This is a genomic window from Winogradskyella ursingii (assembly GCF_013403975.1).
GTDB classification, from domain to species: domain Bacteria; phylum Bacteroidota; class Bacteroidia; order Flavobacteriales; family Flavobacteriaceae; genus Winogradskyella; species Winogradskyella ursingii.
Window position 1 is genome coordinate 195663 of the sequence record NZ_JABFDH010000006.1, and the last position, 15939, is coordinate 211601.

At 35.2% G+C, this 15939-nt stretch carries 16 protein-coding genes; 11 read left to right on the forward strand and 5 right to left on the reverse strand.

Annotated features, from left to right (window positions below; genetic code table 11):
• The first annotated feature begins 10 nt into the window (after positions 1 to 10).
• The 5 genes from HM983_RS15195 to HM983_RS15215 all read left to right on the forward strand — a co-directional run bounded on the left by HM983_RS15195 (position 11) and on the right by HM983_RS15215 (position 4295).
• Positions 11 to 520: a DUF3347 domain-containing protein gene (locus tag HM983_RS15195; RefSeq protein WP_179346591.1), complete on the forward strand. Its 510-nt coding sequence runs from the start codon at positions 11 to 13 to the stop codon at positions 518 to 520.
• Positions 521 to 655: 135 nt separating this feature from the next.
• A complete protein-coding gene (locus HM983_RS15200) occupies positions 656 to 1240 on the forward strand; it encodes a DUF2911 domain-containing protein (protein ID WP_179346592.1) in 585 nt (194 codons plus the stop codon).
• A gap of 24 nt (positions 1241 to 1264) precedes the next feature.
• Positions 1265 to 1753, forward strand: coding sequence for a DUF305 domain-containing protein (locus tag HM983_RS15205; protein WP_179346593.1), 489 nt, complete (start codon positions 1265 to 1267; stop codon positions 1751 to 1753).
• A 6-nt stretch (positions 1754 to 1759) separates the two neighbouring features.
• Positions 1760 to 2551 carry a cation transporter gene (locus tag HM983_RS15210; protein ID WP_179346594.1) on the forward strand — a complete coding sequence of 264 codons (792 nt, stop codon included), beginning with the start codon at positions 1760 to 1762 and terminating at the stop codon, positions 2549 to 2551.
• A 10-nt stretch (positions 2552 to 2561) separates the two neighbouring features.
• Positions 2562 to 4295 carry an efflux RND transporter periplasmic adaptor subunit gene (locus HM983_RS15215; protein WP_179346595.1) on the forward strand — a complete coding sequence of 578 codons (1734 nt, stop codon included), beginning with the start codon at positions 2562 to 2564 and terminating at the stop codon, positions 4293 to 4295.
• 377 nt (positions 4296 to 4672) lie between these two features.
• Here HM983_RS15215 and HM983_RS15220 read toward each other — a convergent pair whose 3' ends face one another.
• Complete coding sequence (locus HM983_RS15220; protein ID WP_179346596.1) at positions 4673 to 6097, reverse strand: phytoene desaturase family protein; 1425 nt, start codon at positions 6095 to 6097, stop codon at positions 4673 to 4675.
• A gap of 223 nt (positions 6098 to 6320) precedes the next feature.
• Between HM983_RS15220 and HM983_RS15225 the strand changes: the two genes are divergently transcribed.
• The 3 genes from HM983_RS15225 to HM983_RS15235 are packed head-to-tail and all read left to right on the forward strand — an operon-like array spanning position 6321 to position 8648.
• Positions 6321 to 7649 (forward strand): MBL fold metallo-hydrolase, encoded by a 1329-nt coding sequence (locus HM983_RS15225; RefSeq protein WP_179346597.1) that lies wholly within the window; start codon positions 6321 to 6323, stop codon positions 7647 to 7649.
• A gap of 23 nt (positions 7650 to 7672) precedes the next feature.
• On the forward strand, positions 7673 to 8233 hold the full coding sequence (locus HM983_RS15230) for a YeeE/YedE family protein (protein ID WP_179346598.1): 561 nt from the start codon (positions 7673 to 7675) through the stop codon (positions 8231 to 8233).
• Position 8234: 1 nt separating this feature from the next.
• Positions 8235 to 8648, forward strand: coding sequence for a DUF6691 family protein (locus HM983_RS15235; protein WP_179346599.1), 414 nt, complete (start codon positions 8235 to 8237; stop codon positions 8646 to 8648).
• Between the two features lie 73 nt (positions 8649 to 8721).
• On the opposite strand, the gene HM983_RS15240 is transcribed toward HM983_RS15235, so the two are convergent.
• Positions 8722 to 9396 carry a HupE/UreJ family protein gene (locus HM983_RS15240; RefSeq protein ID WP_179346600.1) on the reverse strand — a complete coding sequence of 225 codons (675 nt, stop codon included), beginning with the start codon at positions 9394 to 9396 and terminating at the stop codon, positions 8722 to 8724.
• Position 9397: 1 nt separating this feature from the next.
• Positions 9398 to 10483 (reverse strand): DUF4198 domain-containing protein, encoded by a 1086-nt coding sequence (locus HM983_RS15245; RefSeq protein WP_179346601.1) that lies wholly within the window; start codon positions 10481 to 10483, stop codon positions 9398 to 9400.
• Between the two features lie 271 nt (positions 10484 to 10754).
• Here HM983_RS15245 and HM983_RS15250 point away from each other — a divergent pair, with 271 nt between their 5' ends.
• Complete coding sequence (locus HM983_RS15250) at positions 10755 to 11621, forward strand: phospholipase A (RefSeq protein WP_179346602.1); 867 nt, start codon at positions 10755 to 10757, stop codon at positions 11619 to 11621.
• Positions 11622 to 11677: 56 nt separating this feature from the next.
• On the opposite strand, the gene HM983_RS15255 is transcribed toward HM983_RS15250, so the two are convergent.
• Together HM983_RS15255 and HM983_RS15260 are read right to left on the reverse strand one after the other, a co-directional pair.
• Positions 11678 to 12586 carry a mechanosensitive ion channel family protein gene (locus HM983_RS15255; protein ID WP_179346603.1) on the reverse strand — a complete coding sequence of 303 codons (909 nt, stop codon included), beginning with the start codon at positions 12584 to 12586 and terminating at the stop codon, positions 11678 to 11680.
• Positions 12587 to 12588: 2 nt separating this feature from the next.
• Positions 12589 to 14400, reverse strand: a complete 1812-nt coding sequence (locus HM983_RS15260; protein WP_179346604.1) for an SLC13 family permease — start codon at positions 14398 to 14400, stop codon at positions 12589 to 12591.
• A 212-nt stretch (positions 14401 to 14612) separates the two neighbouring features.
• Between HM983_RS15260 and HM983_RS15265 the strand changes: the two genes are divergently transcribed.
• On the forward strand, positions 14613 to 14975 hold the full coding sequence (locus HM983_RS15265; RefSeq protein ID WP_179346605.1) for a DUF4870 domain-containing protein: 363 nt from the start codon (positions 14613 to 14615) through the stop codon (positions 14973 to 14975).
• Positions 14976 to 15090: 115 nt separating this feature from the next.
• Positions 15091 to 15873, forward strand: coding sequence for a DUF547 domain-containing protein (locus HM983_RS15270; protein ID WP_179346606.1), 783 nt, complete (start codon positions 15091 to 15093; stop codon positions 15871 to 15873).
• Positions 15874 to 15939 lie beyond the last annotated feature (66 nt).

The following is a 15939-nucleotide window of genomic DNA, read 5'->3' on the forward strand; positions in this document are numbered from 1 at the left end:
CAAATATCTTATGAAAAATGTAATTAGAACAACCGTAGTAATGCTTGCTTTGGTAAGCTTAATTTCCTGTAAGGATGAAACGAAAAAGGCTGAAAAGACAACAGATTCTAATACTGCTGTAACAACAGAATTGGCTTTTAAAGATGAAAGTGTAGAAAAACAATTTCAGCATTATATCCACCTTAAAACCGCATTGGTAAATTCAGATTTGGCCGAAGCGAAATCTGGTGCACAAATGCTTTCGGAAAATACAGATGATTCCACTTTAAAAGAATTGCTTTCTAAAATTTCAGCATCAAATGATATTGAAGATCAGCGTACTTTGTTTTCTGACGTAACAGAGAAAATGACAGCGATTGTCAATGCATCAATTTCGTCTGGCGAAGTGTACCAGCAATTCTGCCCAATGGCTTTTAATAATGAAGGTGGCTATTGGTTATCGACGGAAGAAGAAATTCGTAATCCTTACTTCGGCGACAGAATGCTTAAATGTGGCAAAGTGACGGAAACAATAAAATAATTGCAAGAAGTCGAAAATTACTGAATTAAGGCAAGTTAGTTGCAATGGCAGACAATGAACATTAATTCTGTATTGTTAATCGCCAACTCATTACGTCTAAAAAGTAAAAAATATAATCTAACTCATTGAATACTTATGAAATACAAAATTTTGATAATCCTATTGGTAGTGGCTTTCATCGGTTGTAAAAACGAAGAAAAGAACAATCCCGAAATAGAGACAGAGCACAATCATACCCAAAGTGAACCTAAATCTGAGAACAAAAAAACACTAAGTCCACATACATCGGCAATGGCGATGATAGGAGATGCACATATCCATATAGATTATTCGTCGCCAGGGGTAAGGGATAGAATCATTTTCGGTGGACTGTTGGCTTACGACCAAGTCTGGCAGGCTGGTGCCCATATGGCTACTTGGTTGGAAACAAATAAGGATTTAGAAATTTATGGCAAGGTATTGAAAGCTGGGAAATATGGATTTTTTGTAATTCCGAATCAGGAAGAATGGACCGTCATTTTCAACAATAATTGGAACCAACACGGTAAGGACGACTATACTGAAAATAATGATGTATTACGATTTAAAGTAACACCTGAAATTTCCGAAGAAATCAAGGAACATTTAGAATATAGTGTAAACAAAACATCTGAGAATTCTGGAACAATCTCAATGAGTTGGGAAAAAGTAACGATTGAATTTCCTTTTGAAGTAAAATAATAAGTAACAAAAAAACCACTAATTATGAACGCAAACGAACACTCAAATTCAGAAAAATCAAAAAATCACTACACACGTTTTGTGGCAATGTTAGCTTGCTCTTTTGTAGCCATGTACATCACAATGTATTTAAATACGTATGAATGGGACCACGTATGGTTTAGTCTTACTAGATTTTATATGGTCTGCTTAGGTATCGCAGCTATGGCCATCATTATGTTTGTGGCAATGCGTAGTATGTACAACAATAAAAAGAAAAATATTGCCATAGTCTTGGGAAGTATCGTTCTCTTTATTGGCGCATTGGGACTGGTACGTGACCAAAAGTCAACCGTAGGCGATGTACTTTATATGAAAGGTATGATACCACACCATTCCATCGCAATCCTTACCAGCGAGCGAGCCGATATCCAAGACCCAGAAGTCAAGAAATTGGCAGAAGAAATTATAAAAGCACAACGTAAGGAAATCGCTGAGATGAAAGCAATGATTGAGCGTTTAGAAAACGAGTAAAATAAAGTGGAAAAATCAATATTTAATATATCAAAAATGGATTGCCCTTCTGAAGAATCTATGATTCGGATGAAGTTGGATTCGGTTGGTCATATTTCAAAATTGGATTTCGATATTCCCAATAGAAAATTGACAGTTTTCCATAATGGAAACTTGGAAGAAATTCAGAAAGCCATTAAAGACTTAAAGTTTAATGATGAGTTGATTTCTTCAGAACCAACCGATGAAGTAATTATTGAAGACTCAAACAACCAGCGAAAGCTATTATGGTCAGTTTTGATTATCAACTTTGTCTTTTTTGTTATTGAAATGGCTACGGGATTGATTTCAAAATCAATGGGTCTAATTGCAGACAGTCTTGATATGCTGGCAGATTCATTTGTATATGGTTTAAGTCTTTTTGCAGTAGGCGGTTCCCTACTACTTAAAAAGAGAATAGCAACAACTGCGGGATATTTTCAGATACTTCTTGCGGTTATTGGAATTGTAGAAATAGTGAGAAGATTTATAAACCCAACAGAAGTTCCGAATTTTAAGACAATGATTATTGTCTCAATATTGGCACTATTGGCCAATGGACTATGTCTATTTCTTCTTCAAAAATCTAAAAGTAAAGAAGCGCATATGCAGGCCAGTATGATTTTCACATCAAATGATGTCATCATTAACTCTGGAGTTATAATAGCTGGGCTTTTAGTATTATGGACTGGCTCACGATTGCCTGATTTAATTATAGGTGCAATCGTTTTTATAGTAGTGGTCCGTGGTGCTCTCAATATTTTAAAATTAGGAAAATAAAATTATGAATATGAAAAAGACCATTTTATATATCGCATTAGCCGTTATAATAGGTTTGGGCGCAGGCTGGCTTATTTTTGGTAATGGCTCAGACGATGCTGCAAATAAGGATATGTCTGATATGTCTGACCACGACCATTCTGGCGAGAGCGCTGATCAGATGTGGACGTGCTCAATGCACCCACAAATTATGCAACCCGAAGCTGGTGATTGTCCTATTTGTGGGATGGACTTAATCCCTGCTGAAACTGGTGCAGAGGGTCTCGCAGCAAACGAGATAAAAATGACTGAAAATGCAATGGCGTTGGCAAATATCCAAACTACCATTGTAGGTAATGCAGAAACAAGCGATGATGATGGGGTGGTATCCCTTTCGGGAAAAATAGCTGCAAACGAAGAAAACAATACCGTACAATCCAGCTATTTTAAAGGAAGGATTGAACAACTCAACGTGAACTATGAAGGACAGCAAGTAAACCGTGGTCAGCTATTGGCAACCATTTACGCACCAGACCTTGTCGCGGCACAGCAGGAATTGATTACCGCAGCATCCCTAAAAGCATCGCAACCCGCTTTATACAAAGCCGTGCGCAATAAGCTCAAAAACTGGAAACTTTCAGATACGCAAATCAATGATATAGAAGAAAGTGGAGCGGTACGTGAGAACTTTCCGATTTATGCGACGGTTTCCGGAACGGTTTCAGAAGTAATGGCAGTACAGGGCGATTACGTAAATCAAGGTGAACCTATTGTGAAATTGAGCAATTTGAATTCGGTTTGGGCAGAATTTGATGCTTATGAAAATCAGATAGCACAGTTCAATGTTGGGCAAAAAATCAACATCACTACCAATGCCTATCCAAACAAAGAATTTGAAGGCACTATTTCTTTTATTGACCCTATTTTAAATAATACAACACGTACAGTAACGGTACGTGCAACTCTGCAAAATAGAGACGACCTATTTAAACCAGGAATGTTTGTGACGGGCAAAGTCATAGGCACAACGCAAACTATGGAAAATACACTTACCGTACCTGCAAGTGCTGTACTATGGACGGGCGAGCGCTCCTTGGTATATGTAAAAACCAATCCTAATGAGCCTGTTTTTGAAATGCAAGAAGTGACATTGGGCAATCGCTCTGGCGAAACTTACCAAGTCTCGGCTGGATTAAATAATGGCGATGAAATAGTAACCAATGGAACGTTTACCGTAGATGCAGCGGCACAACTACAGGGTAAAAAATCAATGATGAATCAGCAGATGATGCAGGATGAATCAGCTATGATGGACGATATGAAGATGAGTTTCAGTAACGGTTTTAGTTCTGCATTTAATGAAGCACTACCGTCATATCTCAAAATGAAAGATGCCCTTGTAGCAAGTGAAGCAAGTCAGGTTTCCGATTTCGCGAAAGCGACTTCAGAAAAATTAAAAGCAATTGCAACAACCAATTTAGGCACGATGGAAAAACAACATCTAAACAAAAGTATAGAGATGCTGGATGCCATTGCAAACAATGACATTCTGGAAAACCAGCGAGCACATTTTGTAATACTAAATGAGAATATCGTGCCTATTGCAATAAACATAGAAAACTCGACAAATTACTACGTCCAAAAATGCCCGATGGCAAACAACAATAAGGGTGCAGTTTGGTTAAGTACAGAAGAAGAAATAAGGAATCCATATTACGGTGATGCAATGTTGACTTGTGGAGAGGTAAAACAAGTTATAGAATAATTACAATAAAAACAGGTGTATTGAGAATACATGAAGCTGTTGTAACTTTTGGTTATGATATTGAAATGTTGCATGCGATGAACAAGCTTAGGATGATTTTACCAGGATGTTGAAAATACGACCGCAACGTGATAAAGGGAGAATCGGCTGAAACCAAAATTGATGAACATTCATATCACGACCAGTAAAATACTTTTAATGATGTCTTAAAGGCTTTAAACCCCTAAGAGGAATTGTTTATTTGATCTAATAATTATTAAATTAAATATCAAATTGAAGACTGCTAAATTTCATGGAACTATTGCTACTTTTTGTACCTCAAATCATTATAAGTACTATAAATACTAGGTAACTTAATTCTGTATCGGAAAGTAAATTTAGAATGTTATTTTCTTCAAAACGCTTTGTGCAGCCCAATAGCCACACATCCCATGTACACCACCACCTGGTGGAGTAGATGCCGAACATATAAAAAGTTTTTTATTAGGTGTGGTATAAGGATCCCATCGCAAAGCTGGTCGAGCAAACAATTGTCCCATAGTATTTGCGCCTCCTGAAATAGAACCTCCAACATTGTTGGGATTGTATTGTTCAAAACCCTTGGAATTAGTAATATACCTTTTCAAAATTAAATCCTTAAAACCTGGTGCAAAACGTTCCATTTGGTTTTCAATAACTGCTGTTAAATCTTTGGTCGAACCATGTGGAACATGGCAATAAGCATAACCTGTGTGTTTTCCCATTGGTGCACGTGTCGGATCAATTTCACTCTGCTGATTTACCAGCACATAAGGTTTTTCGCTATGAATATTGTTCCACGCTTGATATTCGCTTAAAGCTATTTCTTTATGCGTACCGCCCAAATGTACTGTAGCGGCATTATTACATCGCTGATCCTTCCAAGGAATGGCACCATCCAACGCCCAATCTATCTTAAATAATCCAGGCCCATATTTGAATCGGGAAAGCCGTGCTTTATAACTTGATGGCAATGCATCATCAGCGATTTGAATGAATTGTTTCGGGTCGGTATCAAATATATAAGCTTTAGCTTCTGGTAATTGGGATAAAGATTTGACAAGCGTATTAGTCTGTATTTCACCACCCAATGTTTTAAAATAAGCCGCCATCGATTGGGTAATTGCTGTGGAACCACCTTTTGCAACAGGCCAGTCCGTTAGGTGCCCTGATAATGCCAATAAAATACCAAAAGAAGAGGTGAATTTAAAGTCCAAAGGAACGATACTATGTGCTGCACAACCAGCAAACAATGCTTTAGCACGATCTTCTTTGAAATGTTTCTCCATTAAATATTTTGCTGAATGCATTGCTTTTAAGCCAAATTTTGCAAATAGAAAGGGATGTTTAGGAAAACTCAGTGGTTTTAATACATCATCAAGGAGTTGTTCACCTTGTTCAACAAATGGCCGAAACATTTGTTCCCAGGCCTTTCCATCAACACCAATACTTTCTGAAGTTTCCTGAAGTGAGCGCGATAGCAAAACTGCAGGCCCATCATCCAAAGGATGTGCGACTGATACGGATGGGTATAGCCATTCTAAACCATAATTTTCGAGTGGTAGAGTCTTTAAATAGGGTGATAATTTTCCAAGCGGATGTACTCCAGAACAAAAATCGTGTTTAAACCCTGGAAGCGTCAATTCATGAGTCTGGGTACCACCACCAATTTGTGATGAAGCCTCTAGAATTTTAACATTCAACTGATTTTGGGCTAATGCAATGGCAGCCGCAAGACCGTTTGGACCAGAGCCGATAACTACGGCATCATATGTTTTTGACATAAGTTAAAATTACTAAAGATATTATTTTAAAACGATTTTCTCAGATGTTGATATGGGTGGGTATTAAATCAAATATTTGTTTTTAAGTTTATCATCTTGAATGTTATATTATTTGTTTTCATCCTTCTTTCTTTATTGCATTATCCTTTTTGTTAAGTGAGTTAACATTTAACTAACGAACTTTATATTTTTAAAGGAATAAAATCAACTAAAAACAAGAATTATGAAGATAAAGCAGTTTGAATACAAACCTTTGTCACATTTTAGCTACGCCGTCATTAGTAATGGCAAAATGGTAATTATAGACCCAGAACGCAATCCAGAAATTTATTATGAATTTGCACAGGCAAATAACGCCAAAATTATAGCTGTAATTGAAACCCATCCACATGCGGATTTTGTAAGCTCACATTTGCAGATTCATAAAGAAACGGGAGCTACCATTTTTAACAGTGAGAAATTGGATGCCTTTTATCCGCATACCAATTTTGATGAAGGGGATGTGATACCTGTAGGGAATATTAATTTCAGGGCTATAAACACGCCGGGACATTCTCCTGATAGTATAACCATAGTAGCCAGCGAAGGTAATAAGACAGTGCTTTTTACAGGTGATACCCTTTTTGTTGGGGATGTGGGTAGGCCAGATTTGAGAAGTGACGGTGCCAATAAAGAACAGAAGCAGCAAGAGCTAGCGGAAGCGATGTACAACACTATACAGACAAAATTCAATGATCTTCCCGATGATGCCATTGTTTATCCCGCACATGGATCTGGCTCTCTGTGTGGAAAAAGTATGGGAGACGCGAATAGTAGTACATTAGGAGACGAACGCAAACAGAATTGGGCTTTCAAGACTACCGCCAAAACAGAATTTGTGAAAGAATTAGTGGAAAGTCAACCCTTTATACCATCTTATTTTGGATACAATGTCGATGTGAATAAAAGAGGAGCCGAAACATTACGAAAGGCTATTGCAAAGGTAGACTTTAAAATGACTGCTAACTTACGTGGATTAATCGTTGATGTTCGTGAGGAAAGTGAATTTAAAAAAGGACATCTTAAGGGTAGTATCAATATACAAGCCGCATCAGAATCTGCCCAATTTGAAACGTGGTTAGGAGCCATAGTTAAGCCAGAGGAAAAATTTAGCATTGTCATAAACGAACCTAAAGATTTGAGTACAATTTTAGAACGCGTTGCTAAAATTGGTTATGAAAACCAACTCCGAAAAGTAGTAACACTTCCAAGTATTAAATTAAAAGAAATAAGTCCTTTGGATTTAGAGGATTTTGAAAAGAATCCAAAAGATTACACCATTATAGATGTTCGCAACAAAAGTGAGGTAGAAGAAGGCAAAATTTTTGAAAGTGCCATTTCAATACCATTAAATACTTTAAGAGATAACATTAACCAGATTCCAACCGACAAACCTCTCGTAGTACATTGTGCTGGTGGTTATAGAAGTGCTGCAGGAAGTAGCATTGTTGATAAACATTTAGATAAAAATAAAGTTTATGATTTGAGTGACAGCGTCAAGGATTTTAAATAGTTACAACTTTAAATATTTCTATTATGAACATATTATATGAACCTTGGCCATGGTACGTAGGTGGCCCATTAATTACATTAGTCTTGTTTCTGTTATTGTTTGCAGGTAAACAATTTGGTATGTCTTCTAATTTGCGTACGGCCTGTGCGGCGATGGATGCAGAAAAATTGTCGGACTATTTCAATTACGACTGGAAATCTAAACGCTGGAATTTACTGGTTGTATTAGGAGCAGCTATCGGAGGATTTATCGCTTCACATTATATGAGCAATTCAACAGTTGAGATCAACCCTGAAGTGGCACAACAACTTGCCGCGGATTATCAGATTAGCAGTGCAGGTGAAGCTTATTTGCCTTCCGAGATTTTCTCATTAGAAGCTTTAGGCGACCCGTTTAATATTGCTATTCTTTTATTGGGAGGTATCATGGTAGGTTTTGGTGCTAGATATGGTGGAGGGTGTACGTCAGGACATGGCATATCTGGCTTGAGTAATTTACAAAGACCTTCCTTAATTGCCGTAATAGGATTCTTTATTGGTGGTCTTATCATGGTTCATTTATTGTACCCTTTAATTTTTGGATAGTATGAAAAATATAATATTTATAGTTATCGGCATTTTATTTGGCATTATAATGTATAAGTCCGAAGCAGCATCTTGGTTCCGTATTTATGAAATGTTTCAGTTTGGCTCGTTCCATATGTATGGTCTTATGGGTTCTGCGGTATTGCTTGGTATTCTTGGAGTACAAGTCATTAAACGTAAAAATATAAAACCACTTGATGGTAGTGACATGAGTTTAGAACCTAAGGACAAAAGTGTGACTCGCTATTTAGTAGGTGGAATTATATTTGGATTGGGTTGGGCCCTTGCTGGTGTCTGTCCAGGACCTATGTATGTTCTTGCAGGAGCGGGTTATGTTTCCATATTGATCGTAATAATAGGTGCGCTTTTAGGAACATTGCTTTATGGTGTTTTAAGAAAGAAATTACCTCATTAATTTAAAGTATGAGTTTTAGTGTTTGCAAGGTTTAATGATAGTTTGCAATTAAAGGATGACTATTATTAAATTTTTATTTCGAATATAAATAGATTTGATACATAAATAGTACGATTCCTGCTATAATCAAATATGTGTTAGAAGCCTTGTAAAATGCTTTATAGCTAGATTTTTCCTTCCATTTAGAAATTAGAAATATGATAGGAACAAGTGCGGCAATTTGACCCAACTCAACACCCATATTGAAACTTAAGATTTTCAGTAGAATTTGTTCTTCTCCCATATCAAATGATTGTAATCTGGTTGAAAGACCCAATCCATGAATAAGTCCAAAGATTAGAACCATTGCCAATAGGTTAGGAGCTTTGATTTTAAAGATTTTTTCAAATCCTTTTAAATTTTCAAATCCTTTGTATAAAACACTTAAAGCTATAATGGCATCGATAAGATATTCATTAACCTGAATTTCAAGAAATGTTCCACCTATGAGGGTAATACTGTGACCTATGGTAAATACGGTTATAAATTTGATAATATCCTTAAAACCATCGATAAAAAATATGACGCCTGCAAGAAATAGTAAATGGTCATAACCAGTAAGCATGTGTTTTGCACCTACCCAAACATAAGACAATAGTCCTCCATTATTTAATATAACTTGGTCGCCAGAACTTACATCATGGGCTAAAAGTATGGTTGGGAACAGCAATAAAACAGCTAAAATATTTTTTTTGGGATTTTGGAACATATTACTTTTTTCTGTTGAATAAAAAGAAAAGTAAAGCTAAAATAACAATACTTGCTATCCAAAAAATATAAGAAGGGAAGCCACCATCTTCATGCTCATGCTCATCTGATTCACCATCATGGGTGTGTGTACCCTCACCGTGTACGTGGTCTTCAGTATCATGACTGTGATCATCGGCGTTGTGACTATGTTCGTCTCCGTGACTCTCACCAATAGCAAAAGTTAGTGTTGCCCAATTAGATTCATGGGTGAGATTTTCATCTTGCACTTCAACCATTTTTATTGTTCGCAAATACCAAATACCTTGTTCGTTTATGTTAACGCTCACCACACCATATTCATTGGTTTTGAATTGTTCTGTTTTAGGATGCACATGTTCGGACGATTCAGAGGTGTCGTGCGAATGTGAATGCTCTTCACCATTATCATGGCTGTGGGTTTCCGCCTTATTATCAGAATTAGTTGCTTTGCCAACATAGACATAATGATTGCTTAATGGCTTACCCTTGTATAATAATTTCACTTCCAAATTATGACCAGGATGTATGTTATAAGGGTTTTGAAGTGGAATAAATTCAATCGGATAACCTAAATTGACATTATAATCGTTTGTTTTTTTATTTCCAACCTGAAAAATCGCCTTAACATGTTTAGAATATTTTTCGACGGCATTCTCATTTAGTGTTTTTGAAGCTTTACGTTTGTCTAAGATCTCTAAAACACCATCGCTTTTAAGGTACTTATTAAAATCTTCAGCAGTGAGTTCTATATCCCTTGCAGCGGTTGAAAGTCCAGCGACCCAAGTGCCTTCGTTGCCTGTCTTAAAATTGAGAAATGTAATATCATCTTTTTCGAACCATTGGGTGGAATCTACGGCAGTACGATTTCCGCTCCCGACTAAACTCACATCGGTCATTCTATTTCTGTCTATAACATTATCACTTTTTTCAAACGTACCATTAAATAGCTGTAAAACGGCTTGGGTATTGGGTTGTAAAAAGTAATTATCAAATTTTATGAACATATCGTGACTGCATAGTAGCACAAATGCGACTACAGAACATAGGATAACTTGAATTTTTTTCATAAATGGTGGATATTTTGTTTTTATCAAATATCAAGAAATTATAACATTTAAGCAATGTCTTTTATGGACAATCGCATTTAAGGAATTTCTGAAATCTATTTTTACATACGAGAATGGTCGTTAATAGGTTTTTATTTTGAGTGTACGGTTTAAAATCGGTGCTTAAAATATGACTTCTAAGTTTTTAAGACATTTTCTTCTTTATAAGAGTTAAGTCATTGTTGTTTAAAGCTGCAAATTTATAATCAAATAAAGATTTTCAAATCCCTCTATGAACGAATACAAGAACAACAATCTGGTTTTCATATTAATTTTCTCATTTTTAGTGCTACTGCTGGCTACGACCATTTTAAATGCTCAGGCCTATACTAAGGAAGAGATGAAAGATTCTATAAGCAAACTACCTTATTTCAGCATTCATAAAAATAATTATTTCATTTCTGGTGTGCCTACCAATAAAAGTATTAGCAGAACTACCGCAGATGCTAAATACCAGATAAGTTTTAAACAAATCTTAACCCGAAGCAAATTGCCATGGGATACGTATCTATTTCTAACTTACACTCAAAAAGCGTTTTGGAATGTATATAAAGAATCTTTTCCATTTAGTGATATCAATTTTAATCCTTCGTTAGCACTTGGTAAGGCGTTCTATGATAAAAATAATCGCTTAAAAGGTATTGGTAGGCTCTCGTTTGAGCATGAGTCCAATGGTAGAGACAGTATTTTTTCGAGAACTTGGAACCGGATAAGTCTGGAATACGCTACCAAAATCCGAAAAAACACCATTGCTAATTTGAAGGTTTGGATTCCTTTTTTGGATCAGGAAAACAACCCGGACTTATTGGAATTTGTTGGTTTGGGAGAATTAAGTCTTTCACATATTATCAAGCCCAATAAATGGATTGCAGATATAAGATTTAGAAAAGGGTTGAATTTTGAAGCTAAAGGTTCTATAAGATCGCGTCTATATTTTAATCCTTTTAAGAACAATGTTTCTAACCAATATATTATGTTAGAGTGGTTTGTTGGCCAAGCCGAAGGGCTACTTAATTACCGTCAGTCAAAGAGCACCATTAGAATTGGTTATGTAGTACGCACAAATGAATTTAAATGGTTAAAGGGTAAACCAAATTAGATTCACTGGCGGTGATGATAAATAAAAGGTTATAGCAGTTGTTAATTAATTTGTCGTCACTCTTTTTTATTAAAAATGTCATCAATGTTTTCCAATTGTAGCTTTGAAACATTGAGTGTTCTAATTGGAAAAGGAATCTCAATACCATTCGTATTGAAAAGATCATTTATTAATAGAATAGCCTTATCCTGAGCTGCATACATTTGGCTCTTTTTTACAAAATCAACCCAAAATCTTACCATAAAATCAATGGAACTATCATTAAACTGGGTATAATAGAACTCGATTCGTTCGTCATCATTTTGAGGAAATTCTGCTTCTAATTTCTTCAATACCATAGCTTTTACGTTATGTAAATTTGTTCCGTAGGCGATTCCGCAGGTAACAGATACTCTTCCTCTATTAACTAAAGAATAATTTACAAATGGTTCTTCAATGAACTTGGAATTTGGCATCACCACAAACTGACCATCTGGTCTTCTAAGAACCAAATTGCGCATACTAATTTCATGCACAAAGCCACCATGATCATTGGTTTCTACATAATCACCAATGTTGAGACGTGGTAAAAAAGATAGCAGAATTCCCGAAAATGTATTGGACAATGTACTCTGCAATGCCAAACCAATTGCTAGAGCCACAACTCCAGCACCTGCTAGAATAGAGGTTAATGCCTTATCTAAATCTAGAACACCTAAGGCTATAAAAAAACCACCTAGGACAATAACTACCTTGAGTGCTTTAGCAATTACGCGTCTTACGGAGCGATTTTGCATACGTTTTCTAAGGATTTTTAATAAAAGATTCCCCAAAAAATTGGCAAGAATATAGCTCCCTACCAATACGATTATTGCAATAGCTACATTTGGGAGTTTTAAAATGATAGCGTCCCACCACCCGTCAAGTTTGTCTAATAATTTTGGGATGGCTTTTTTTTCTTCCGAATTTTGAAATATAAATATCATAATTATAAAAGTGTTGATAGTAGCAGTGTTCCCACAATCCAAAGTGTAGTTGATAGAATACCACCAATAATTAAAAAATGTACGAATTTATAAGCACCTGTGCTGTAAATGAGTGTATTTGTTTGGTATCCGACAGGAGTAAAGAAGCTAAAATTAGCTCCGAACATTACTGCCAAAATAAATGGTTTTAAGTCTAAACCCAATCCAGTAGCTATTGCAATCGATATAGGTGTCATGATAATTGCGGTCGCATTGTTGGAAATTACTCCAGATAATATCATGGTTATCCCAAATAATAAACCCAGAACAATGAATGGTGCTTGGTTACTCATTAGCGTTAGTAATTGATTCGATAGCCATGTATCGGCACCACTGTTGGTCATTGCTATACCAAGAGGTATCATACCAGCTAATAGAAATATAATCTGCCAATTCACTTTTTGATACACTGTTTCTAGCTGAATGAGATTGGTTAATAACATAATTGCCACTCCAGTCAAAGACGAAGCTAAAATACTCAGAACACCACTTGCAGCAAGACCAATAACAGCAATCAATGTCAAAACAGCTAGTAGTCGTTTAGATTTTGAAACGTTAGGTTTAAATTCATGCTCGTTTAAAATAGCAATATTTTCAATATCGTATAAGTCTGATATTTTGTGTTCCTGCATTTCTAATAGAACACGGTCACCTGGTTTCAGATTAATATCCTTAATATTTTTACGCAATAAACGCTCTTTGGTATTTCTTAAATTTTTTCGTTTTTTAATAGCAATTGGAAACGCTCCCTGAAATGAAATTCTCCTTAACGTTTTAAGGGTTTTGCCTATAAGGTTAGAGCCTGGCAATATTAATACTTCGAGATAACTTAAATCGCTTTTCGGCTCTTCTACACCGTCACCAAAGTCCTCTTTTTGTTGATTTTGTCGTTTTTCATTTAATATGAAACCATTATCATCCATAAAACTTTGAAAATGCTCCAAGTTGCTCATTAAAACAAGATTGTCGTTAGCCATTAGCTTCATATATTGACCAGGAGCATTAATTACTTGTTTTCCTCTAATCAATTTTAAAACTGTGGCATCTTCATTTTTAAAAAATTCCAGCGTATTAAATGTTTTACCAATGGATGGTGAATCTTTGGCTACTTTAATTGTAAATACATATGAGTCGATATCATAATCCTTTCTCAAGTCAACGTTTTTATCTTTTGGAAGAAATCGTGATGCAATAGTCATTATAATGAGTCCAATGAGAAAGAAAGCTAAGCCGAAAATAGAAAATTCAAAAAAGCTAAAAGCTTCAGCTCCACGGTTTTTGGCAATGGCATTTACCAATAGGTTTGTAGAGGTACCCATAAGTGTGCAACTACCACCTAATATTCCAGCAAAAGAAATAGGCATAAGCAATCTCGAAGACGAAAAACCATGTTTCTCCGATAGTTTAGTCACAATTTTTATGAATATAATAACCACGGCTGTAGTACTGATAAAGGCTGAAATACTTGCCGAGATCACCATAAACACTGGCGTGAGTAAAATCAATGGTAAAATTTTAAGCTTTTTAATTCCGTCTGAAAGTAATTGAATGACACCATTTTCCTCAAGCCCGACAGCCAAAATCATAAGAGCAAGAATCGTTATTGTAGCCGGATTAGAAAAACCGCTAATGGCTTCCTCTGGAGTAGCTAGATTTAGTAAGACCAACGAAACAATCAGAAAGAACGAAATTTTATCAATCGGAAAAAATTCCGTTATAAAAAGCACTATAGTGACTATGATGATTATAAAAACAAGTATGATAGATAAATCCATAGTCTTTGCTACCTTAAATTAAAATAAATACAGTTAAAAGTTAATAATAATTCCTTATATTATGTTTGGTTTCAGTTAAAACCGTGAATTTTTTAAAATTAAATCTAAATTACTTTTTAACATTGAATACGCTTTAGGTATTAGATAAAATTTATAGCTTTATCTGTAACATTTTTAATCTATTTGCGTCATATATTATAAAATCATTAATCATGGAATCAAATTATCATACACTAAAACGCAGAGACAATCAGCTGCTCGTTATAACTCATTTATCGCAACTATTAACCTATGTTACAGGATTTGGTGGACTTATAGTACCATTAATAATTTGGGCGACACAAAAAGACAGAGTTTCAGAACTTGACGAACATGGTAAATCAATTTTAAATTTTCAGATTAGTATATTGATTTATTCAATTATAAGTATTCCTCTTATTCTTGTGTTTGGATTAGGTATATTAACACTTATATTAGTTGGTATTTTGGCATTTGTTATGCCAATTATAAATGCCGTAAAAGCTAGCAATGGCGAACGCCCAAGCTACCCATTATCCCTTAATTTTATTAGTTAGTTATACAGTCTTTAGGGATGTGATTAAAGGCTTGCCAAATGGCAAGCCTTTTTTCTGAGTTAATATTTATATGATTTGACTTATCACAGCATTGCAATATTTGCTATTATTGAATATGAAAAAGTTTAAGAAATATTACAGTTTAGTTTTAGCCATATTGTTAACCTTATCATCTTGCGTATCGTCACAAGGCATTGATGTCAAAACAGTGGATGATAATTTTGAAGGTGCTTCAGAAAATGTGTTAGACCATAGTGACTGGGACAAATTATTAAAAGCCCATGTTAAAGAAAATGGTCTCGTGGATTATAAAGGGTTTAAATCTGATAAGGAAAAACTAACAGCGTACACAACCTATTTGAGCCAACAAATGCCAGATAAAAGCTGGACTGCTGCAGAACAGTTGGCATATTTTATTAATGTTTACAATGCCAACACCATTAAATTGATTGTTGATAATTATCCAGTTAAAAGCATAAAAGATATTGATGCCACTATTTCACCATTTTTAAAGAATATTATAAAAATAGGAGATAAAGATCTGTCTTTAGCTGATGTAGAAAAAGGAATTTTACAAAAGATGAACGAGCCTAGAATTCATTTTGCTATTAATTGTGCCTCGATTTCTTGTCCTAAATTATTGAGAGATGCCTATACGGCAAAAAACGTAGATCAACTTATGGATAGAGCTGCAAAGGAGTTTATAAATTCTGATAAAAATGAAATATCCGAAAATAATGCCAAAGTTTCAGAGATATTTAAATGGTACAAAAAGGATTTTTTAAATGAGTCATCTTCGATTATTGATTACATTAATCAATATTCAGATACGAAAATTAACTCAAATGTTGAATTGGATTATATTGAATACAATTGGGATTTAAATGATGTCGAGTAGTATCTTAATTACTATTTTGGTCATTTCGAACTCATGTGAAATCACTTCAGGGCTAGTTAAATTTCA

Excerpts from the sequence above, each read along its gene's own strand:
- HM983_RS15195 (WP_179346591.1), top strand. The coding sequence starts at position 11 with ATGAAAAATGTAATTAGAACAACCGTAGTAATGCTTGCTTTGGTAAGC.
- HM983_RS15200 (WP_179346592.1), top strand. The coding sequence starts at position 656 with ATGAAATACAAAATTTTGATAATCCTATTGGTAGTGGCTTTCATCGGT.
- HM983_RS15205 (WP_179346593.1), top strand. The coding sequence starts at position 1,265 with ATGAACGCAAACGAACACTCAAATTCAGAAAAATCAAAAAATCACTAC.
- HM983_RS15215 (WP_179346595.1), top strand. The coding sequence starts at position 2,562 with ATGAAAAAGACCATTTTATATATCGCATTAGCCGTTATAATAGGTTTG.
- HM983_RS15220 (WP_179346596.1), bottom strand. The coding sequence starts at position 6,097 with ATGTCAAAAACATATGATGCCGTAGTTATCGGCTCTGGTCCAAACGGT.
- HM983_RS15225 (WP_179346597.1), top strand. The coding sequence starts at position 6,321 with ATGAAGATAAAGCAGTTTGAATACAAACCTTTGTCACATTTTAGCTAC.
- HM983_RS15230 (WP_179346598.1), top strand. The coding sequence starts at position 7,673 with ATGAACATATTATATGAACCTTGGCCATGGTACGTAGGTGGCCCATTA.
- HM983_RS15235 (WP_179346599.1), top strand. The coding sequence starts at position 8,235 with ATGAAAAATATAATATTTATAGTTATCGGCATTTTATTTGGCATTATA.
- HM983_RS15240 (WP_179346600.1), bottom strand. The coding sequence starts at position 9,396 with ATGTTCCAAAATCCCAAAAAAAATATTTTAGCTGTTTTATTGCTGTTC.
- HM983_RS15245 (WP_179346601.1), bottom strand. The coding sequence starts at position 10,483 with ATGAAAAAAATTCAAGTTATCCTATGTTCTGTAGTCGCATTTGTGCTA.
- HM983_RS15250 (WP_179346602.1), top strand. The coding sequence starts at position 10,755 with ATGAACGAATACAAGAACAACAATCTGGTTTTCATATTAATTTTCTCA.
- HM983_RS15255 (WP_179346603.1), bottom strand. The coding sequence starts at position 12,586 with ATGATATTTATATTTCAAAATTCGGAAGAAAAAAAAGCCATCCCAAAA.
- HM983_RS15260 (WP_179346604.1), bottom strand. The coding sequence starts at position 14,400 with ATGGATTTATCTATCATACTTGTTTTTATAATCATCATAGTCACTATA.
- HM983_RS15265 (WP_179346605.1), top strand. The coding sequence starts at position 14,613 with ATGGAATCAAATTATCATACACTAAAACGCAGAGACAATCAGCTGCTC.
- HM983_RS15270 (WP_179346606.1), top strand. The coding sequence starts at position 15,091 with ATGAAAAAGTTTAAGAAATATTACAGTTTAGTTTTAGCCATATTGTTA.